Raw genomic sequence first — 19,832 nt, forward strand, 5'->3', positions numbered from 1 at the left:
AAAAGACCTCACAGGTCTTTGAGACCTGTGAGGTCTAAACTCACATTTTAGATGTTTACACAAACATAGTCACAGGATTCTCAATATATTGTCGCAATGTTTGCAAGAATTTCGCTCCGGTTGCTCCGTCCACTGTTCGGTGATCGCAGGCAAGAGTCACTTTCATCGTGTTGCCAACTGCTATCTGTCCATTTTTAACCACTGGTTTTTGAACAATCGCTCCCACAGAAAGAATCGCTGAGTTGGGCTGATTTATAATAGAAGTAAATTCGGTAATCCCAAACATCCCAAGGTTTGAAACCGTGAAGGTGCTTCCTTCCATTTCTTCTGGTTTAATCTTCTTGTTTCGCGCTTTTCCAGCAAGTTCTTTTACTTGCGCTCCAATTTGGGAAAAACTCATCTGATCGGCAAACTTTAAAACGGGAACCAACAATCCTTCATCTACAGCAACGGCCACTCCAATATGAATGTGGTTTGCGATTTTGGTAACTTCGGGGGTCCACTGACTATTTACCTGTGGATGTTTCCGAAGTGCCATTGCACACGCTTTAATAACCATATCGTTAAATGAAATCTTGACATCCGGATTGGAATTGATCGCTTCGCGAGATGCGATTGCGTGGTCCATATCTAGTTCCACTGTAAGGTAATATTCAGGAGCCGTAAATTTTGATTCGGCCAGGCGCTTCGCAATGGTTTTGCGCATCTGCGAGTTTTTCACCTCCTCAAAACTTTCGGTACCCACCGGAACATATCCTTGAGCCGTCGCCGCGGGCTGATAGTTTTCAATATCTGCCTTTACAATTCTACCATTTTCAGCACTTCCCTGTACCAAACGGAGATCTATGCCTTTCTCTTCGGCCAGTTTTTTAGCCAAGGGAGAAGCGAATATTCTGCGGTCGCTCGAGGCTTGGGAAGTTTCAGTTTTATTCTGGGATTCTTCCTTCTTAGCAGGTTTGGACTCTATTTTTTCAGATTTTTTCTCTACAACTTCCTTGTCTTCTTCCTTACTATCCTTTTTTTCTTCCTTTTCCTTCTCCTTAGATTTTTCTGAAGTTTTCTCTTTCTTTGAACTTCCAGTAATTCCAGAAACATCAGTTCCTTCTGGACCTATAATTGCCAAAACGGAATCAACGGGAGCGGAATCCCCTTCTCCAATGGCTATTTTTAATAACGTTCCGGCATAAAAGGATTCGAATTCCATTGTAGCCTTATCGGTTTCAATCTCGGCCAGAATATCCCCTTCCTCTACTTTATCTCCTTCTTTTTTGAGCCATGTGGCAACAGTTCCTTCGGTCATGGTATCGCTCAATCTTGGCATTGTGATTATCTCAACACCTTCGGGCAGATCATCATCAGATTTTTCTTCAGAATCATCGGAGCTTTTATCCTTATCCTTATCATCAGAAGAACTCTTTTCTTCTTCATTTTCAGATTCGGAATCATCTTCCTTTTCTTTCTCCTTACTGTTTTCCTTTTTAGTATCGGAAGTTGATTTTTCATCACCCGATCCCTTTACCAAATCCGAAATATCTTCATCCTTTTCACCTATGATGGCCAAAAGAGAATCCACTTTTGCGGTTTCACCTTCCTTAAGTCCAATATAAAGCAGCGTGCCTTCATAGAATGACTCAAATTCCATTGTGGCCTTATCGGTTTCAATTTCGGCAAGTATATCGCCTTCTTCTACAGTATCACCTACCTTTTTAAGCCAGGTAGCTACTGTTCCCTCTTCCATGGTGTCGCTCAAGCGCGGCATATTTATTACTTCTGCCATAGTTTAAATTTTATTTTTTATAAACGGATAATCCTCCTGCTCATATACTGAATCATACATTACGTTCTTTTCCGGATAAGGAGATTCTTCCGCAAATTTCTCACACTCAGAAACCATTTTCTTCACTTTTTTATCTATTGCCGCGATCTCTTTTTCTGTCGCCCATTTATTTTCGTATATCTGATGTAGTACATAAGTAATTGGATCCTCTTCCTGCTTTTTGGCAACTTCTTCCTTAGTTCTATAATGTTGGGCATCACTCATTGAATGTCCGCGATATCTGTAAGTTCTTAACTCTAAAAAAGTAGGTCCATCCCCTCGACGCGCACGTTGTATTGCTTCGTCCATTTCTTTGGCAACAACTTCAGGTTTCATTGCATCCACAGGTTTGCACGGCATTTCATAACCTAGTCCCAATTTCCAGATGTCTGTATGGTTTGCAGTTCGGGCAACTGAAGTTCCCATGGCGTATCCATTATTCTCGCAACAGAATACAACGGGCAATTTCCAAAGCATTGCAAGGTTGAATGTCTCGTGAAGTGCTCCCTGCCTCACCGCGCCATCACCCATATAAGTAAGGGTTACGGCATCGCGCTCAAAATATTTATCGGCAAAAGCTAATCCTGCACCTAAGGGAATTTGTCCACCCACAATACCGTGGCCACCGTAAAAACGATGTTCTTTGGAAAAAATATGCATTGACCCTCCTAGACCCTGTGAAGTTCCAGTCGCTTTTCCATAAAGCTCGGCCATTACTTTCTTTGGATCTACACCCATTCCAATGGGTTGAACATGGTTTCTATAAGCAGTTATCATTCGATCTTTGGTAAGATCCATGGCATGAAGAGCCCCAGCTAGGACGGCTTCCTGTCCATTATATAGGTGCAGAAAACCCCGTACTTTTTGATTGATATATACTTGCGCCAATTTATCTTCAAACTTGCGCCAAAAGAGCATGTTCTCATACCAATCTAGGTACGTTTTTTTTGTTATTTTCTTCATTTATTGACTATAAGGTTTCCCGTGGGGAAATTTATTAAACGGATAACAAAAGTACCACTTTCTACGCTGAAAAGACAAATAGGGAATTACAATTTCCTCTTAAGAAGTAAAATCAGATTTAGAACAATCAACATTTCTCCCGAGATATGAAAATTTGGAAATTTAAAGATTCGAAGTATTTGAAGTTATGGGGAATTGAATATTGAATATTGAATAATTATAACCTAAAGATATTTTGAATCAAAACCGAATGGCAGTAAGTCGGCGACGGAACTAACTTTTACGATTTTACCAGTTTCGCCCATAAAGTAAACGGCAATGGGCTTGCTTTGTTTTTGTTCATATTCCGCCATGGATTGTCTGCAGGCACCACAGGATCCAATAGGTTCCTTTAGCTCATGATTATGGGAACGGGCAGTAATAGCCATCGCTTGTATTTTGTTGTTTGGAAAAACGGCTCCACAATGAAAAATGGCGACACGTTCTGCACAAAGCCCTGAAGGATAAGCAGCATTTTCTTGATTGCTTCCAATAGTGATTTCTCCAGAATCCAGCAAAATGGCCGCACCTACTTGGAATTGGGAATATGGCGCATAGGCATGTTCACGAGCTTCTTTCGCACTATTCATTAGTTCTTGAATTTGGGCGGGAAGCTCCACGAGATTTTCAAAAACCTCGAACTGGATTTCAACTTGTTGCTTTTTTGACATAAAAATGAGTAAAGTGATTACAACATTATTCCCAAACCAAATTTGATCATGGAAATGTTTGTGTCTTTTGATGGCGCATATTCGAATTCATCAAATAACTTGATATAATCATACTGAATTTGCGCAAAGATAATTTCTGTTAAAAGGTAATACACGCCTCCATTTGCATTCAACCCATTTAATGAAATTGAATTGCCCGACATATAACCACTTGAGGAATTGTTGAACATTAAAAAGCTATATCCCACTCCCAAAAATGGCCGGAATTTTGGCAAACTCGCTATTTTCATTTCTGCAAATACTCTGGGTAAAATATTGAAGTTATTGAATTCTGTAGCATCGTACGGATCTTGGAAATGTCCGGGATATTCGGGCATATATCTTTCCGCTTTCTTTTTAAAATAGCTTCCATTTACAGAAATTCCGAGGTTAATATTTGAAATTTCCTTAATTCTATATTTCATACCCACATCAACAATTCCGTTATAATCTCCAAAAAAATTATCCCCCATAGAGATGGGAAAATTGGCGTCAATACTAAATTTCGAATCCTGTGAAAATGAAAATTGCGCCACTAATAATAATGACGCAATTAAAATCTTTTTAAAACTAATCATATTTCAACTTTAATCCCCTAGTATTCGTCATACGAATCGCCAAAATTGAAAGTCAGTCCAAAACGCAGTGTTCCGTCCAAAGGGGTAACTACTTTACCCATTCCGAAGAGGTAGGAAATATCGATATTGATTGCAGTATATCTAAATCCTGCACCAAAAGAAGCAAATTTTCTACCTCCTTTTATATCACTTTCATTAAAGTATCCTCCTCTAAAAGCGAATACATCCTGGTACCAATATTCCGCTCCTAAAGCCCAGGTAAACTCCTTTATTTCCTCACTAAATCCGCCGGGAGCATCTCCAAAGGATTGGAACATCCCCTTTACAAAGCTTACGTTATTATCCTTCCCTTTGTAAATTACATTCGTGCTTAAAGGAGGCTGACTGGTGTCCGCTTCTCCATCGGGTCCTACGGGATATTCGCTACCAAGGATTGGAGGGGTTGGAACCAAAAGTTTGTTAACCTCAGCCGAAATACCAATTTTGTTGTATTCATCAAGAATAAAATCGAACCCACCCCCTAAAGCTAGGTTGGTAGGAATAAAGTTTTCCTGTCCAACTTCGTCATATTTCAAGGTAGGACCAATATTCGAAATATTGAAACCCATTCTCCAACGGCCGTCAAAGTCGTTATAAGGAATTTCCTCACTCTGATAGTACCCGGCAATATCCACCGCAAAAGTACTAGCAGCGTGGGCGTCCTCAACTTGGGTCTGTATTTTTAAATCGGATCGTAAATATCTACCGGCTACTGCCATGGAAAATCGCTCGCTAAGTCTCAGCGCATACGAAACGTCAAAGGTCATTTCATTTGGACTCTGGATCAACGGGATTTGATCTGCAGTTTCTCTAAGTTCGATTTCACCTAATTTAAAATACCGGAAACTTGCGGCAACAGCACTTCTTTCGTTCAGTCTGTTAAAGTAAGTAAGGTTTCCGAGGAAAATATCATTAACCAATTTGCTCAAATATGGAGTATAAGTAACACCCACACCTTGCTTGGATATTATAAACGCATATTTTGCAGGGTTCCACTGTTGTGAAAAAGCATCTGCAGAAGTGGTTACTCCAATATCTCCCATACCGGCAGCACGTGGATCAGCAGCTATGAGAACGAAAGGTACGCCTGTAGTGATTACTCTAGAATCATTAGCATTTGGAACGATTACCGTTTCCTGTGCGCTAGCCTTGAAGGCTACCAAACCTAACAAAATTGGTATAATTACTTTCTTCATATTTTTTTATTTTGGCAAATATAATTTATATTATTAAAGGATAACAAGTTTCTCAAATTTTTCAACTCGCTGATTGGTTAACGTGGATTTAACCGTTATCTTATAAACGTACACACCTTTTCCAATACGATCACCAAAATCGTCACGGCCGTCCCAAACTATATCCCGGGATAAAAACCCGTCTGTATTAATGGTCTGGTTTTTTGTCCATACTATTTTTCCTGCCACCGTAAAAACCTGCACTTGTACATCCAAAGGCTCGAAAGGGCGGTTGTGGTTAAACCAGAATTCGGTATAATTCACAAATGGATTGGGATAATTTAGCACTCTGGTAATCTCCAATTTATCATCGCCTGCCACGATAAACTGTATTTCGGCAGTTGAGGAATTGTTATAAACATCCCATGCTTTGAGCTTTATTGTGTGCAAACCATCCTCAAGGTCTCGAAAATTATATTGAGTAGAACCTTTCGTGAAATCGTCTACATTGGTTTGATAAAATTCATTCAAGACAAAGGGATTAGATTCATCTCCATCCAGAATTGCGATTATATCGTGACCAATACCACTAGTGGTATTAATACCATTTTCATCTTCAAGTTTTGCAATGAATATCGGACTATCATTGGTTATTCCTCCAGAAATAAAACTTTCATCGTTCATAAATAGTCTTATTGTAGGACCTTCATTATCTACAGGAGCGTTCTCATTAAGCCCACCAACATCAATATCCAAATTCACCCCTGTTTGATCTTCCAATTGGTTATCTCTTTTGGCATATAAGCTTACCCTACCTTTTCCAACGGGTATTTGGATATCTCTGGGAACGACGAACTCAAAGTTAAACCGTCCATTTTTTACGCTCGCTTTTCCATTAAAAAGACTTTCTCCCAAAGTGATGAAGTCCATAATAATTAATTGGCCATCCCCATTTGGTGGTGGATCATTTCTAGAACCATCATTCCCCAATGTTTGACGCATAATATTTTTGTCGTACACTTTGGTTTCAAGAACACCATTATAATCTGTCATTACTTGTCCCGCCTCATTTAGGACTTCTCCTTCAAATTTAACTTTACTAAGGGCTTTCAACACATCGGTGGATTGACTGACTGGCTGTCCATTAAGTTTAGTAATGCGGATATCCTTTTTTGGAAATGCCAAAGGCATGGCGGGATCACCAATAAAGAAAATTACGCGACGGTTTATATCAGTCATTTCGTTCTTTGCTATCCTTAAAGCTTCTGCAGGGACCTCTGGAACTTCCATATCAAATCCAAACATGGGTCTCGCCAGTTTTTCGTTAAACCGAATACCCACATTTATAAAAACCGCACGTGTAGTGGTTACAAGTGATATAGCTCCACCCTCTTTATTTTGATAAGTCAATTCTCCTGCTGTAATTCGAAGTGGATTATCAAATTTTGTAAACTCGCAGGTAACGGTAACAAAACAGGGAAGATTGTCCATGTTTTTAAAATCCATCGCCATCTCCTTAGTATATATAGCTTCGTGGGCCAATCCATCTTCCCCACCATGGCCGAAATAATTCATAACTATGGAACCTACATCCACGGCATTTTTAATCGCTTCATTCACATCTGGATAACGATTCCCTCCGGCGGAAGTTTGTTGTTGATAAGAATCAGTATGTATCTTTTTTACATTTATAAAAGGCTTCTTTTCTGAAATAAGATCTCCCAGGCCATCAAGACTTTTTTGTAAACTTTTCTCACTTGGCTTGTCAACATCATCTGAAACGAGCACGAAATTTGTTCTCCAGTTTCCATAAGATGCTTTTGAGGCATAATGGATTATTTTATCGACCATGGCATTTGCCAGAGAGACATTATCCACAATCATCCTTCCCATGGCAATATCGAGCTTGTCCGTGTCATCAACCCTAACTCCATTTTCATTATAAGAATTGCCCCCAATGGAACCTCCCAAATCATCCATACTTCCATAAAAATCGTCGGACATATAGGAAGCGGTTTCGCTCGTACCATCCACTCTATGAAAAGTAGGAACGATATTATTATTATTGGGCAATCTATTCTTGTAATCAACAGAGGTATCGCCCATTATTCCGATGTACTTTATTCGCTTAGAAGGATCGGAAGCATTATAGTACACATAGCGTATAAAATTCCGAATAGCGGCAATATCCTGTTTGCCCGAACTGAATTCTTCATATATCTTATCGGTGGTAACCACTTTTACATTCAATCCTTGCAAACTACGGTGAAAGGAGGCAAGCCTTAAAGCTGGCTGAATTAAAAAGGGCGCAGTTATAATAATATAATCTACATCCTTAAAATTTCCGGACTCATCTCTAAAAATACTTCCCTTTAAATCCTGGTTGGCAACTACTGAATTCCTGATTTTTACTGGAGTATAATAATCATTTGGATTTACAGCTACATATTCCCGAACCGTACCCATATTTTGTTTAAACGAAATAGAGGTTCCATTTTCAACATTTTGCTTGGCAGTGATGAAATAAGGATCGGTCACATCCCACACCTGTGAAAATTGAGCAGCATTACTGATTTGGTATTCGCCTATTCCAGTTAAAGTTCCTGCATTTTTATACCTGAACGGTAGTTGTCCACTTACACCTTTCAATTGCCGCACAGCCTCCACACTTAAATAATCCAGATATCCAACACTGGAAGGATTCCCCGAATTGTTATAGACCAAATCTACCTTAACAGTTTCTCCACTTGCCAAAATATTGTTTACCGATTCCTTTGTGCTCAATAGTACATATCTGGATAGGGCGGTAAAGTTTATTGGATCTAAACTAGTTCCATTGGCGGAAACCGTCATAGAAGTAGCACTTTCCGAAGCGGCGGCTACTTTTAGTTTCATCCGTATGGGTTCTTCTGAAATTATATTTGGAAAAGAAAACTCGTAATGTTGTTCCCTATTTATATCAAATCGGTTTCCATACCACGTACGACCCATTTTTGTAGGGCTCTCTTCATCCTTTTCATGAAATTGATAATCATCAAACCTAGAGATAACATGATCGGCAGAGCCAGAAGGTTCAACCATATCTATAACTCTTTTGCCTGGGCCGCCCACAACAGTAACATAATAAAAGGATTCATCGGCATAAGGATTCAAATTTGAGTCGTTATCCAGCACATATCCTTCCGTACTGGTACCGTAGAATAAAATATAGTCGTTGGAATCAAATCTTCCATCCTCTTCCCCAATTACTTGGATGGAGTTTTCCGGAAGATCAAAAATCGTATTTCTCGAATTAAGTAGTGGCAGGGTCTGTCCGCCATTTCCGTAAATCTTAAGATTTCGAGGATTAATTTCGTCGGTATTCATTCCCAAACTCTTTAGGAATGACTTATCAATTTTATGTATCCCTGACTTTTCCACTTTAAACTTAAACCACTTCCCAGAAGCAAGTACCGAATTGGTTCGTGAAGGTGGCGCATTTCGTCTTTGCGCTCCATAATTATAATCTACCGAAAAAGACATCACTTTTTGATAAGAACCATTCACCCGTATAATAGGAGAAATGGAAAAAATAGTATAGAGAATATCCCGTGCCTTCGTAGTTGCAATACTGTAAGATAACTTATTCGTCACAAGCTCCTTATTAATTCTATTTAACTCGGCAGTGGAAAGTGGACCGTACTTTACGTTTGATACACGAACAGAGTTTTTATCGGCAAAATTAGAATCCACCCATTGTGTAGTATAATTGGGCGCACCATAATCCAGGTCCAGCTCCAATACATCTTCTTCTACCGCACCAGAATTGGCCCCAGAATTCGGCTGATAGTTATTGGATTCCCTTGCGCTGGAATCTCCCCAGTTAATGGTAATTGTTTTAGACTGTGCTCCTACCACAATTGGCAAGACCAAGAAAAGCAAATGGATTAATATTTTTCTCATCAGTAACTTTAACGCTTCAAATATACACTTAGTATGAGGTATAGTTCAAAGGAAACATCAAAAGTACATTAGGATAATAAAATTAAAACCAATACGTTTGCATTCCAGAAATCGACCAAAATGCCCCTTTGCAATAATAATAAAATATTATTGTGAATTTATCGTTAATTACTATATTGCAAACCCAATTTTATCATACTTTGAATCTATGATGTTACCAAGAAATATAGCTTTAAAGCTATTTATTACGGTTGTTACTGCCTCACTTTTCGTAGGTTGCAACAAGACTAGAGATTATAAAAATAGCTCTCGGGCAACCGGATGGAAAATGAATGCCAAGGAAGGTGGATTTCAATATGACCCCATGGCGAAAGAACAAGAAACGGGTCCTGGATTAGTCTTTGTTGAAGGTGGAACCTTTACTATGGGAAGAGTTCAAGACGATCCCATGCACGACTGGAACAACACCCCTACGCAGCAACACGTTCAATCCTTCTATATGGATGAAACGGAAGTTACCAACCTTATGTATCTAGAATACTTAGATTGGTTGAAGAAGGTGTTTCCTCCAAGTGATGAAAACTATCGAAGAATTTATGATGGGGCAGTTCCAGATACTTTGGTTTGGAGAAATCGTTTGGGCTATAACGAAGTAATGACAAATAACTATTTGCGTCATCCGGCTTATGCGGAATATCCAGTTGTAGGGGTAAGTTGGATTCAAGCTGTTGAATTTGCCAATTGGCGAACAGATAGGGTTAACGAAATGCTACTTGAAAAAGAGGGAATTACCGCAAGAAATGCGAAATACGATGTTAAACCGGGGGAATCTTTTAATACTGAAACCTATCTTAATGCTCCAAAATTTACTTATGGAGGAAATGACTCCATCACTCGAGGTGGAAAAAAATCTGAACAAATTGCCAAAAGAAGCAAGGACAGTACCAATCTTTATGTGAATAGAGAATCGGGACTTATTCTTCCGGCATACCGTTTGCCTACTGAAGCAGAATGGGAATATGCTGCTCTAGGAATGAGCGGACTTCGTAACTACAATATTTATCGAGGAAAGAAAAAATATCCTTGGGAAGGCCAATATACTCGTTCTGGAAACAGAAAAACACGTGGCGATCAAATGGCAAACTTTAAACAAGGCGCCGGAGATTATGGTGGAATTGCCGGATGGAGTGATGATGGTGCCGATATTACAGCAAAAGTAAAGTCGTACGCACCGAATGATTACGGTCTTTATGATATGGCAGGAAATGTGGCGGAATGGGTAGCCGATGTGTACCGTCCCATTGTTGACGACGATTACAATGATTTCAATTATTATCGGGGTAATGTTTACACCAAAAATGCAATTGATGAGAATGGTAAGGTGAAGGTTGTCACAAAGGATTCTATAATTTTCGATACACTTAGTAATGGTAGAATCGTAGCGCGTAATTTGCCAGGAGCAATTTTACAGGTTCCCATTGGTGAAGAAGAAACTTATCTTCGAACAAACTTCTCTAAGAGTGATAACCGCGATTATAGGGATGGAGATAAACCTTCAACCCGTTATTTCCAATCATTCGGTGGAGATGACTCTGATGAGATTGCCGAACCTAGTGAAAGAATGTACAATTCACCGCTTCCAAAGGTTTACGCTGATAGTACAGGAAACCTAGATAAGCAATATGATAAATCCTCAAGCCGTACAACTCTTATTGATAATGAAGTTCGAGTTTATAAAGGAGGATCGTGGAGAGATCGTGATTACTGGTTAGATCCGGCACAACGACGTTATTTCCCTCAGGATATGGCCACTGATTACATCGGATTCCGTTGTGCGATGAGCCGAGTTGGATCTAAAAATCAAAAAGGAAAACGTCCAAGAAATTAATTTTTTATAAAAGCTATACATCAACCCTCCGTAAAACTAATTGCGGAGGGTTTTTTGTATAGTTTAGACGGATGACGGATGCTAGGTGATAGATGACAGAGGAGGGATGTTCACGAGAACAAAAAAGACCCATGAATTATAATTACTTAATGGAATTGTCTATAAAAATTACACGCAGATTCTTAAAATAAATAATTTAGTAAGCAAACAATTGAATTTAATGGATATTGAAACTCTTTACCGTCATTTTCTACAAAGCAGTGGAGTGTGCACCGACACCCGCCACATTCAAGAAAACTGCATATTCTTCGCACTTGCAGGGGAAAACTTCAATGGCAACCTATTTGCGCAAGAAGCATTGGATACTGGTGCGAGGATGGTAGTGGTGGACCAAGAAGAATTTCATAAAAATACTGGCGAAACATTTCTTGTGAACAACACGCTTCTTGCTCTACAGGAGCTGGCTCAATATCACCGGATGCAATTAAAAACAAAAATAATTGCTCTAACCGGCAGCAACGGCAAAACAACAACCAAGGAACTGATAAATGCCGTACTTTCCCAAAAGTTCCAAACTGTAGCTACAAAGGGAAATCTAAACAATCATATTGGAGTGCCCCTGACACTACTTTCTATTCCAGTAGATACCGAATTTGGAATCGTTGAAATGGGCGCCAATCATTTGGGAGAAATTGAAATGTTAAGCAACATTACCCAACCTGATTTTGGATATATCACCAATTTCGGGAAGGCGCATCTCGAGGGTTTTGGAAGCCTTGAAGGTGTGATAAAAGGAAAATCGGAACTCTATGTATTTCTTCAGCAGCAGAACAAAATAGCATTCGTAAATGCCAATGATCCAAAACAATTAGAAAGTTCCAAAGAAAATAAGCGAGTTACATTTGGCACACCCGAGAGTGATTTTAATATTGATCTTCTTGATTCGCACAGTAACCTATTGCTGAATTACAGAGGTTTAAACATTCAAAGCAACTTGGTAGGAGCATACAATTTTATGAATCTGTCTGCTGCGATTGCCATTGGGGCATATTTTGGAGTTTCTCCAGAAAAGATTAAGGAAGGAATAGAAAGTTATATCCCAACAAATAATCGGTCTCAACTTATTAAGCAGGACACCAATACGATTCTTATGGATGCCTATAATGCGAATCCAAGCAGCATGATGGCAGCTCTCAAAAATTTCAGGCAAGCAGAGGGAAACAATAAAATATTATTTCTAGGCGATATGTTTGAGCTTGGATCAGATGCTCTGGCAGAACACCAAAATATTGTGGATTTCCTTTCCGAGAATATTTTCGGGAAAGTTCTACTCGTTGGGGAAAATTTCTTTAAAACCAAGGTTGAAGCCTCCCACATAAAGAAATTCAGGACGTTTGATGACTTAAAAAATGAGATTCAAACCCACACCCCATCCTTTTCATTTATATTAATAAAAGCTTCCAGAGGAATGGCATTAGAGAGGATTTTGGAGGTTTTATAAGGAAATTTGCAGAAATAAATCACAGAGAATTACTAGCTTAACAAATAGTAGTGGGCCATGTTGGATTCGAACCAACGACTTCCACGTTGTCGACGTGACACTCTAAACCAACTGAGTTAATGGCCCATTAATTTCAGGCACGAAAATACGAATTCCCAGAGTCAAAACAAGGCTTCGCCAATAAGTTATTTCTCGAATTTTTTGATGGGTTTCTTTTTAATCATTCCTCCCTTGGCATCTTTAACGGAAGTCATTATCATAAATGCCTGCTTATCTATTTTATTAACTTCCGATTTTAGCTTGCTCATTTCCAAACGAGTAATAACTGTGTAAACCACATCCATCGGTCGCCTTGACTCCCCTTCCTTTATAAAACCATTTTCAGCTTTAAAAAGAGTACAACCACGTCCCATTCTATCTACAATGGCGGCACGAATCTCCTCACTATTTACGGAAATAATGGTAACTCCCATAAATTCCTCTATACCATCAATAATAAAGTCGACCGTTTTAGAGGCGGAAAAATAGGTCATAATCGCATAAAGCGCCACTTCGGTAGATAGGAAATATGCGGCGGTAAGGAAGATAACGATATTAAAAATAAGGATAATATTTCCCACTGTCATTACTGTGTTCCTGCTTATGTAGATTGCGAGAACTTCTGTTCCATCTAGGATCGCACCACCCCTAATAGCAAGACCGATCCCCAATCCCAAAAACAAACCTCCAAAGGCAGCAATCAAGATTTTATCATCAGTTATTTGCGGAAATGGAATGTAAGCTACAGCCAAGGATAACAGCACAATACTGATTACGCTTTTTATTGCAAATCGTTTCCCTATAGAAAAAAAAGCCAAAATTATAAAAGGAAGGTTTATGATAACTAGGAAAAAGGACAAGGAAATATTCGTCAAAGTATTCATCATCAACGAAATACCTGTTACACCCCCATCAATAAAGGAACTTGGCATTAAAAATCCCCGTAGCCCAAATGATGCAGAAAGTACACCTAGCAAGAGATAGACAAAGTCGGAAAGCTCATGGGCAATTTCAAGTTCCCAGTTTTTAACGCTTCTTACAAAAGCCTCCTTATAAGATCGATCATTCCTATTGATTCCAAAATAACTTAATAGATTTCTTTTTATATTTTCAAACATCAGTAAAATGGCTTATTCTACAAATTTAGGGAAAGCAGTTAAGCTATTTTCAGAATTGCCCCTGTTTGAGAAAATTTTAAATTTTCAGAATTAAATCAAATAAATGTTTGGTGAAATTAAAAACTAAGTTATATTTGCATCCGCTAACACAAAGGGCGATTAGCTCAGCTGGTTCAGAGCACCTCGTTTACACCGAGGGGGTCGGGGGTTCGAACCCCTCATCGCCCACCACCTTTAAAAACCGAAGTTTCTGCTTCGGTTTTTTTATTATGTATTATCTCTATATTTTATATTCCGAACATCTTGATCGTTACTACATCGGTTCAACGGAAGATATCTCCGTGCGCCTTAAGGAACATCTTTGGAACCATAAAGGTTTTACGGCAAAAGCAAAGGACTGGGAAATCAGATATTCCGAAAATTTTCTAACTAGATCTGAAGCGCTTGCGCGGGAACAACAGATAAAAAAATGGAAGAGCCGGAAATTGATCGAGAAATTAATTGCCTCACGCGATTAGCTCAACTGGTCCAGAGCATCCCGAACTTGCTTCGGGAGGGTCGGGGGTTCGAACCCCTCATCGCCCACCACTTTTAAAAAACCGAAGTTTCTGCTTCGGTTTTTTTATTATGTATTATCTCTATATTTTATATTCCGAACATCTTGATCGTTACTACATCGGTTCAACGGAAGATATCTCCGTGCGTCTTAAGGAACATCTTTGGAACCATGAAGGTTTTACGGCAAGAGCAAAGGACTGGGAAATCAGATATTCCGAAAATTTTCTAACTAGATCTGAAGCGCTTGCGCGGGAACAACAGATAAAAAAATGGAAGAGCCGGAAATTGATCGAGAAATTAATTGCCTCACGCCATTAGCTCAACTGGTCCAGAGCATCCCGAACTTGCTTCGGGAGGGTCGGGGGTTCGAACCCCTCATCGCCCACCACCTTTAAAAACCGAAGTTTCTGCTTCGGTTTTTTTATTATGTATTATCTCTATATTTTATATTCCGAACATCTTGATCGTTACTACATCGGTTCAACGGAAGATATCTCCGTGCGTCTTAAGGAACATCTTTGGAACCATGAAGGTTTTACGGCAAGAGCAAAGGACTGGGAAATCAGATATTCCGAAAATTTTCTAACTAGATCTGAAGCGCTTGCGCGGGAACAACAGATAAAAAAATGGAAGAGCCGGAAATTGATCGAGAAATTAATTGCCTCACGCGATTAGCTCAACTGGTCCAGAGCATCCCGAACTTGCTTCGGGAGGGTCGGGGGTTCGAACCCCTCATCGCCCACCACTTTTTAAAAACCGAAGTTTCTGCTTCGGTTTTTTTTTATTATGTACTATATCTACATTTTATATTCCGAACATCTTGATCGTTACTACACCGGTTCAACGGAAGATATCTCCGTGCGTCTTAAGGAACATCTTTGGAACCATAAAGGTTTTACGGCAAGAGCAAAGGACTGGGAAATCAGATATTCCGAAAATTTTCTAACTAGATCTGAAGCGCTTGCGCGGGAACAACAGATAAAAAAATGGAAGAGCCGGAAATTGATCGAGAAATTAATTGCCTCACGCGATTAGCTCAACTGGTCCAGAGCATCCCGAAGCAAGTTCGGGACAGGTTCCCGAAGCAAGTTCGGGACAGGTTCCCGAAGCAAGTTCGGGACAGGTTCCCGAAGCAAGTTCGGGACAGGTTCCCGAAGCAAGTTCGGGACAGGTTCCCGAAGCAAGTTCGGGACAAGTTCCCGAAGCAAGTTCGGGACAAGTCGAACCTCCCGAAGCAAGTTCGGGACAGGCACTCATCGCCCACCACTTTTAAAAAACCGAAGTTTCTGCTTCCGTTTTTTTATTATGTATTATCTCTATATTTTATATTCCGAACATCTTGATCGTTACTACATCGGTTCAACGGAAGATATCTCCGTGCGCCTTAAGGAACATCTTTGGAACCATAAAGGTTTTACGGCAAAAGCAAAGGACTGGGAAATCAGATATTCCGAAAATTTCCGAACTAGATCTGAAGCGCTTGCGCGGGAACAACAGATAAAAAAATGGAAGAGCCGGAAATTGATCGAGAAATTAATTGCCTCACGCGATTAGCTCAACTGGTCCAGAGCGTCCCGAAGCAAGTTCGGGACAGGCACTCATCGCCCACCACTTTTAAAAAAACCGAAGTTTCTGCTTCGGTTTTTTTTATTATGTACTATCTCTACATTTTATTGCCCGAAAATCAAGCGGAACGAGAATTCCCTTCCTCTCCTACCAAAACTATGTTAACACCTAAATCAACTAGCCAGGTCATTTGTACTTTTGCTGGAATCTATGAAAAACCAAAGTCGTTTTACCATTGTTTTTTCTCTCGGATTGCTATCGGCGTTGGGACCTTTTTCCATAGATCTTTACCTTCCTGGCTTTCCAGAAATTGCGCGCGATCTGCAGACTACTACAAGTAGCGTGGCGCTATCGTTATCCAGTTATTTTATTGGAGTAAGTATTGGTCAGCTTATTTATGGCCCGTTAATGGATAGATTTGGACGTAAAATTCCCCTTTATACTGGTCTGCTGATTTATCTGGCTGCCTCTATTTTTATAGTATTCGCAACATCTGTTGAATCTCTTATTGTGGTACGATTTATTCAGGCCTTGGGTGGATGTGCGGGGATGGTTGCTGCAAGAGCCTTGGTCAGGGATATTTTTCCAGTTTCGGAAAATGCTAAAGTGTTCAGTCTTTTGATGCTGGTAATAGCGGTCTCCCCTATTGTAGCTCCAACATTGGGAGGATATGCCACTGCACATTGGGGATGGCATTCCATTTTTATTATTCTCTCCATATTGGCATTTCTAAACTTTATCTTGGTCTTTTTTCTACTTCCCGCAGGAGCGCCTCCAGATTTAGAATTATCCCTAAAGCCTAAGTCAATTACAAGTAAGTTTTGGAAGGTTTTCAAAACTCCACAGTTTTACACTTATACTTTTGCCGGATCATTTGCAGCAAGTGGATTATACGTTTATATAGCCGGTTCGCCACATATTTTTATGGAACTTTACGAAGTTTCCGAAAAACAGTATGGCTGGATCTTCGGTATAATTGCAATGGGATTGATTACCGCAAGTCAATTGAACACTTTATTATTAAGAAGATTTCGAAGTGAACAAATCGTAAAAGTCGCGCTATTGTTTCAGGTGTTAATCGGAATTATCTTTTTCCTTGCCGCACTATTTAATTTACTCGAACTGTATTCTACAATTGTTTTGGCATTTTTGTTTTTGAGTACCCAAGGGTTTGCATTTCCCAATACTTCGGCTCTTGCGCTTGCCCCTTTCGAAAAAAGTGCTGGAACAGCCTCTGCTTTAATGGGCGCTCTCCAATTGGGAATCGGTGCTGTAATGACCGCCTTGGTATCCTTATGGAGCAATGAAACACCACTTCCTATGACTCTTATGATGTTACTTTGTGCAAGTATAGGACTCGGGATTTTAATTTTTGGTAGCAAAAGAAATATAACTCTGGTTACCGAATAAACTCTTTCATACTACCTCAGCAACTACGAAGGTACTTCCACCAATGTAAACCACATCTTGGTCTGCAGCATCAGCCAAAGCAGCTTCATAGGCTTTACTTACCGAAATATATTCTTCACCCATCAAACCAAATTCCAACGCTCTAACTCTTAGAAGTGATGCATCAAAACCTCTGGGAACTCGTGGTCGGCAAAAATAATAAATAGCGTCTTTTGGAAATAATGGTAGGATGGAATTCAGATCCTTATCATTTACCACCCCTAAAACAATATGCAAACGATCATAGTTTTCATTTCTTAGTTGCTTCATTACCATCTGCAATCCATCTTCGTTATGGGCAGTGTCGCATATTACTTTGGGCTTATTGTTCAAAACCTGCCAACGACCCTTTAATCCGGTATTTTTGACAGTGTTCAACAATCCTGCTCTAATATTTTCTTCTGAAATCTTCCATCCTTTTTTCTGAAGTTCTATTAAAGTAGACAAAACAGTTCTAATATTCTTCTCTTGATAGATACCTTTTAAATCTGAAGTGTAATTTGGAATATTCAGGTCTTCAGTAAAAACAAGAGGTGCATTCCTTTCTGAAGCCATCCTTTCAAAAACAGATTTTGTCTCAGGAAGAGTTTCTCCGATAATCACAGGAATTCCAGTTTTAATAATGCCACTCTTTTCAGCGGCAATTAGGTCCAGGGTTTTTCCTAAAAACTGAGTATGGTCCAATCCGATATTAGTTATCACCGAAACTTCGGGAATAACAATATTTGTACTATCCAACCTACCTCCCATTCCAGTTTCAAGAATTGCGATGTCAACCTTTTCTTCTTTGAAATATTCAAAAGCCAGACCTACCGTCATCTCAAAAAAAGATAATTGATTACTTTCAAGGTAAGATTTATGTTTTTCAACGAATTCAGTAACATTTTGCTCTGGAATCATTTCACCATTTATCTTAATTCGCTCTCGAAAATCTTTTAGATGCGGCGAAGTATAAAGTCCCGTTTTATATCCTGCCTCCTGAAAAACTGAAGCCAGCATATGACTTGTGCTACCTTTTCCATTCGTTCCGGCAACGTGGATGCTTTTAAAGTCTCGCTCGGGATTATTTAAATATTTCGCCAAATTAATGGTTGCCGCTAGATCAGCCTTATAGGCAGATTGACCTACTCTTTGGTACATTGGAAGTTGGTCAAACAGCCAGGAAATAGTTTTGGAATAATTGATGGTATTCAAGTTTAAGAGTTAATTGGGAAATGTTCAATGTTCAATATTCAGCTTAATATTCAATGTTCATCCGAGATACAATTTCAACTGAACATGATATTAAATTAAACTATTTTACAATTAGTTTCTTTGTTGTTTGTTTATTGCCTTCGGAAATCTTTACGTAATATACTCCTGATTGGAAGGAAATTCAGAAATCGGTTTTTCTGAAATGTCATTTCCCATTCTTAGGAGAATCCTTGCATCCGAAAAAACAGAAAATAATTAGAACAAATACGCATGCACGAATCATAACCCTAAGCATTTTGATGCTGAAAGATACTGAAAATTATAGGTAGAATTAAAGGAAACCTAACTTAAGGAGATGGGATTATTCCGAAAGACTAAATCTATAGATGATTTTCCCAATCTGTTTCGCCGGAGCTTTATCGTCCGCATTAAACTTTGTTGCCATGGCGGCACGTCTTGCAGGATCTGTAAGACACTTAGAATTGTTGGTAGTTCCCCTAACTCCAGGAGTAGCGCTGATTACATTTCCATTTCGATCCACTTCAATACTTACCACTACTGTCCCAGCTTCATTACAATCCTGGACAAACTTTTCTTTATTAAGTGCTTTTCTCCCTCCAAGCTGATAATTACCATCTCCATCCAATCCCTTTCCGGTGCCGTAATAAGCGCTGGCATTGGGGTCGCCATCAGGATCTCCCTTATCACCTGGCTTTCCATCATTTCCCTCCCCACCTTTGGCTGTGCCGTCACTTTTTGGACCATTTAGAATACTTGAAAGTGCATCAGAAGTAGATTTATCAGGTTTTGGATCTGGTTTTTTCTCTTCCTTTTTCGGTTGCTCTTTCGGAGTTTCAGTTTGTTCCTTTTTGGGTTTCTCTTTCTTTATAACGGGAGCTTCCTCATTATCCTGAGTTACAACTTCTTCCTTAATTTCACTTTTAGGTTGTGAAACGGGCTCCGCGGTTGTCTTTTTAGGTGCGGATACTATTTTTTCAGTTGGCTGTATAGTCCCGCTCCCCACATCGGAAGTGCCGAAATTAACAGCAATCCCTTGCTCAATAGGCGGATCGAGATATCTCATCCCCACAAAAAATAACAAAATCAAAATAATCACCTGCACCGTAACGGTGATGATCATGCTTTTTCGTTTATGTTTTGTATCTAAAAGGCTCAAGGCGGGGTTTGTTAAAGATTAGAGGGTTTGAGGTTACAGGTTATAACTTTGTTTGATGTTTGATGTTTGAGACTAAGAGG

General features: G+C 39.5%; 19 protein-coding genes and 2 tRNA genes. 10 read left to right on the plus strand and 11 right to left on the minus strand.

Translation table 11 applies throughout. From position 1 onward, the window contains the following. Window positions 1-55: 55 nt before the first annotated feature. The 6 genes from EI546_RS08380 to porU all read right to left on the minus strand — a co-directional run bounded on the left by EI546_RS08380 (window position 56) and on the right by porU (window position 9,262). The gene (locus tag EI546_RS08380; protein WP_128250120.1) at window positions 56-1,777 is read right to left on the minus strand and encodes a pyruvate dehydrogenase complex dihydrolipoamide acetyltransferase; all 1,722 of its coding nucleotides are present in this window, start codon (window positions 1,775-1,777) and stop codon (window positions 56-58) included. A gap of 3 nt (window positions 1,778-1,780) precedes the next feature. Continuing rightward, window positions 1,781-2,779: a pyruvate dehydrogenase (acetyl-transferring) E1 component subunit alpha gene (gene pdhA, locus EI546_RS08385; protein WP_128250121.1), complete on the minus strand. Its 999-nt coding sequence runs from the start codon at window positions 2,777-2,779 to the stop codon at window positions 1,781-1,783. Window positions 2,780-3,003: 224 nt separating this feature from the next. Continuing rightward, the gene (gene cdd / locus EI546_RS08390; RefSeq protein ID WP_128250122.1) at window positions 3,004-3,489 is read right to left on the minus strand and encodes a cytidine deaminase; all 486 of its coding nucleotides are present in this window, start codon (window positions 3,487-3,489) and stop codon (window positions 3,004-3,006) included. 17 nt (window positions 3,490-3,506) lie between these two features. Further along, the gene (locus EI546_RS08395) at window positions 3,507-4,106 is read right to left on the minus strand and encodes an outer membrane protein (RefSeq protein ID WP_128250123.1); all 600 of its coding nucleotides are present in this window, start codon (window positions 4,104-4,106) and stop codon (window positions 3,507-3,509) included. Between the two features lie 17 nt (window positions 4,107-4,123). Then, complete coding sequence (gene porV / locus EI546_RS08400) at window positions 4,124-5,341, minus strand: type IX secretion system outer membrane channel protein PorV (RefSeq protein ID WP_128250124.1); 1,218 nt, start codon at window positions 5,339-5,341, stop codon at window positions 4,124-4,126. 33 nt (window positions 5,342-5,374) lie between these two features. Continuing rightward, window positions 5,375-9,262 (minus strand): type IX secretion system sortase PorU, encoded by a 3,888-nt coding sequence (gene porU / locus EI546_RS08405; protein WP_128250125.1) that lies wholly within the window; start codon window positions 9,260-9,262, stop codon window positions 5,375-5,377. Between the two features lie 211 nt (window positions 9,263-9,473). On the opposite strand from porU, the gene gldJ reads away from it, so the two are divergent. After that, the gene (gene gldJ, locus EI546_RS08410) at window positions 9,474-11,150 is read left to right on the plus strand and encodes a gliding motility lipoprotein GldJ (protein ID WP_128251572.1); all 1,677 of its coding nucleotides are present in this window, start codon (window positions 9,474-9,476) and stop codon (window positions 11,148-11,150) included. Window positions 11,151-11,370: 220 nt separating this feature from the next. Next, entirely contained in the window at window positions 11,371-12,651 is a 1,281-nt protein-coding gene (locus EI546_RS08415; RefSeq protein ID WP_128250126.1) for a UDP-N-acetylmuramoyl-tripeptide--D-alanyl-D-alanine ligase, read from the plus strand. A gap of 51 nt (window positions 12,652-12,702) precedes the next feature. On the opposite strand, the gene EI546_RS08420 is transcribed toward EI546_RS08415, so the two are convergent. Both EI546_RS08420 and EI546_RS08425 read right to left on the minus strand, forming a co-directional pair. Further along, window positions 12,703-12,777 (minus strand) — tRNA-Val (locus EI546_RS08420). A 59-nt stretch (window positions 12,778-12,836) separates the two neighbouring features. Continuing rightward, window positions 12,837-13,808 (minus strand): YitT family protein, encoded by a 972-nt coding sequence (locus EI546_RS08425; RefSeq protein ID WP_128250127.1) that lies wholly within the window; start codon window positions 13,806-13,808, stop codon window positions 12,837-12,839. A 153-nt stretch (window positions 13,809-13,961) separates the two neighbouring features. Here EI546_RS08425 and EI546_RS08430 point away from each other — a divergent pair. From EI546_RS08430 to EI546_RS08475, 8 genes are all read left to right on the plus strand, one after another. Next, window positions 13,962-14,039 (plus strand) — tRNA-Val (locus EI546_RS08430). A gap of 38 nt (window positions 14,040-14,077) precedes the next feature. Next, on the plus strand, window positions 14,078-14,326 hold the full coding sequence (locus tag EI546_RS08435) for a GIY-YIG nuclease family protein (protein WP_128250128.1): 249 nt from the start codon (window positions 14,078-14,080) through the stop codon (window positions 14,324-14,326). A 109-nt stretch (window positions 14,327-14,435) separates the two neighbouring features. Continuing rightward, window positions 14,436-14,684 (plus strand): GIY-YIG nuclease family protein, encoded by a 249-nt coding sequence (locus EI546_RS08445; protein WP_128250129.1) that lies wholly within the window; start codon window positions 14,436-14,438, stop codon window positions 14,682-14,684. 108 nt (window positions 14,685-14,792) lie between these two features. Next, window positions 14,793-15,041, plus strand: a complete 249-nt coding sequence (locus tag EI546_RS08450) for a GIY-YIG nuclease family protein (protein WP_128250130.1) — start codon at window positions 14,793-14,795, stop codon at window positions 15,039-15,041. A gap of 111 nt (window positions 15,042-15,152) precedes the next feature. After that, entirely contained in the window at window positions 15,153-15,401 is a 249-nt protein-coding gene (locus tag EI546_RS08460) for a GIY-YIG nuclease family protein (protein WP_128250131.1), read from the plus strand. Then, the gene (locus EI546_RS08465) at window positions 15,385-15,639 is read left to right on the plus strand and encodes a hypothetical protein (RefSeq protein ID WP_128250132.1); all 255 of its coding nucleotides are present in this window, start codon (window positions 15,385-15,387) and stop codon (window positions 15,637-15,639) included. The genes EI546_RS08460 and EI546_RS08465 overlap by 17 nt, the downstream gene beginning before the upstream one ends. Before the next feature lie 32 nt (window positions 15,640-15,671). After that, a complete protein-coding gene (locus EI546_RS08470; protein WP_128250133.1) occupies window positions 15,672-15,920 on the plus strand; it encodes a GIY-YIG nuclease family protein in 249 nt (82 codons plus the stop codon). A 222-nt stretch (window positions 15,921-16,142) separates the two neighbouring features. Next, entirely contained in the window at window positions 16,143-17,342 is a 1,200-nt protein-coding gene (locus EI546_RS08475) for a multidrug effflux MFS transporter (protein WP_128250134.1), read from the plus strand. A gap of 6 nt (window positions 17,343-17,348) precedes the next feature. On the opposite strand, the gene EI546_RS08480 is transcribed toward EI546_RS08475, so the two are convergent. The 3 genes from EI546_RS08480 to EI546_RS08490 all read right to left on the minus strand — a co-directional run bounded on the left by EI546_RS08480 (window position 17,349) and on the right by EI546_RS08490 (window position 19,716). Further along, window positions 17,349-18,566 carry a bifunctional folylpolyglutamate synthase/dihydrofolate synthase gene (locus tag EI546_RS08480; RefSeq protein WP_128251573.1) on the minus strand — a complete coding sequence of 406 codons (1,218 nt, stop codon included), beginning with the start codon at window positions 18,564-18,566 and terminating at the stop codon, window positions 17,349-17,351. A gap of 109 nt (window positions 18,567-18,675) precedes the next feature. Continuing rightward, window positions 18,676-18,756 carry a T9SS type A sorting domain-containing protein gene (locus tag EI546_RS16740; RefSeq protein WP_128251574.1) on the minus strand — a complete coding sequence of 27 codons (81 nt, stop codon included), beginning with the start codon at window positions 18,754-18,756 and terminating at the stop codon, window positions 18,676-18,678. A gap of 180 nt (window positions 18,757-18,936) precedes the next feature. Beyond that, window positions 18,937-19,716 (minus strand): energy transducer TonB, encoded by a 780-nt coding sequence (locus tag EI546_RS08490; protein WP_410198306.1) that lies wholly within the window; start codon window positions 19,714-19,716, stop codon window positions 18,937-18,939. Between the last annotated feature and the right edge of the window lie 116 nt (window positions 19,717-19,832).

It is taken from the genome of Aequorivita sp. H23M31 (assembly GCF_004022485.1).
Lineage (GTDB): Bacteria > Bacteroidota > Bacteroidia > Flavobacteriales > Flavobacteriaceae > Aequorivita > Aequorivita ciconiae.

Bases quoted from the DNA above. Each gene is read 5' to 3' on its own strand.
- EI546_RS08380 (WP_128250120.1), bottom strand. From the start codon at position 1,777: ATGGCAGAAGTAATAAATATGCCGCGCTTGAGCGACACCATGGAAGAG.
- pdhA (WP_128250121.1), bottom strand. From the start codon at position 2,779: ATGAAGAAAATAACAAAAAAAACGTACCTAGATTGGTATGAGAACATG.
- cdd (WP_128250122.1), bottom strand. From the start codon at position 3,489: ATGTCAAAAAAGCAACAAGTTGAAATCCAGTTCGAGGTTTTTGAAAAT.
- EI546_RS08395 (WP_128250123.1), bottom strand. From the start codon at position 4,106: ATGATTAGTTTTAAAAAGATTTTAATTGCGTCATTATTATTAGTGGCG.
- porV (WP_128250124.1), bottom strand. From the start codon at position 5,341: ATGAAGAAAGTAATTATACCAATTTTGTTAGGTTTGGTAGCCTTCAAG.
- porU (WP_128250125.1), bottom strand. From the start codon at position 9,262: ATGAGAAAAATATTAATCCATTTGCTTTTCTTGGTCTTGCCAATTGTG.
- gldJ (WP_128251572.1), top strand. From the start codon at position 9,474: ATGTTACCAAGAAATATAGCTTTAAAGCTATTTATTACGGTTGTTACT.
- EI546_RS08415 (WP_128250126.1), top strand. From the start codon at position 11,371: ATGGATATTGAAACTCTTTACCGTCATTTTCTACAAAGCAGTGGAGTG.
- EI546_RS08425 (WP_128250127.1), bottom strand. From the start codon at position 13,808: ATGTTTGAAAATATAAAAAGAAATCTATTAAGTTATTTTGGAATCAAT.
- EI546_RS08435 (WP_128250128.1), top strand. From the start codon at position 14,078: ATGTATTATCTCTATATTTTATATTCCGAACATCTTGATCGTTACTAC.
- EI546_RS08445 (WP_128250129.1), top strand. From the start codon at position 14,436: ATGTATTATCTCTATATTTTATATTCCGAACATCTTGATCGTTACTAC.
- EI546_RS08450 (WP_128250130.1), top strand. From the start codon at position 14,793: ATGTATTATCTCTATATTTTATATTCCGAACATCTTGATCGTTACTAC.
- EI546_RS08460 (WP_128250131.1), top strand. From the start codon at position 15,153: ATGTACTATATCTACATTTTATATTCCGAACATCTTGATCGTTACTAC.
- EI546_RS08470 (WP_128250133.1), top strand. From the start codon at position 15,672: ATGTATTATCTCTATATTTTATATTCCGAACATCTTGATCGTTACTAC.
- EI546_RS08475 (WP_128250134.1), top strand. From the start codon at position 16,143: ATGAAAAACCAAAGTCGTTTTACCATTGTTTTTTCTCTCGGATTGCTA.
- EI546_RS08490 (WP_410198306.1), bottom strand. From the start codon at position 19,716: ATGATCATCACCGTTACGGTGCAGGTGATTATTTTGATTTTGTTATTT.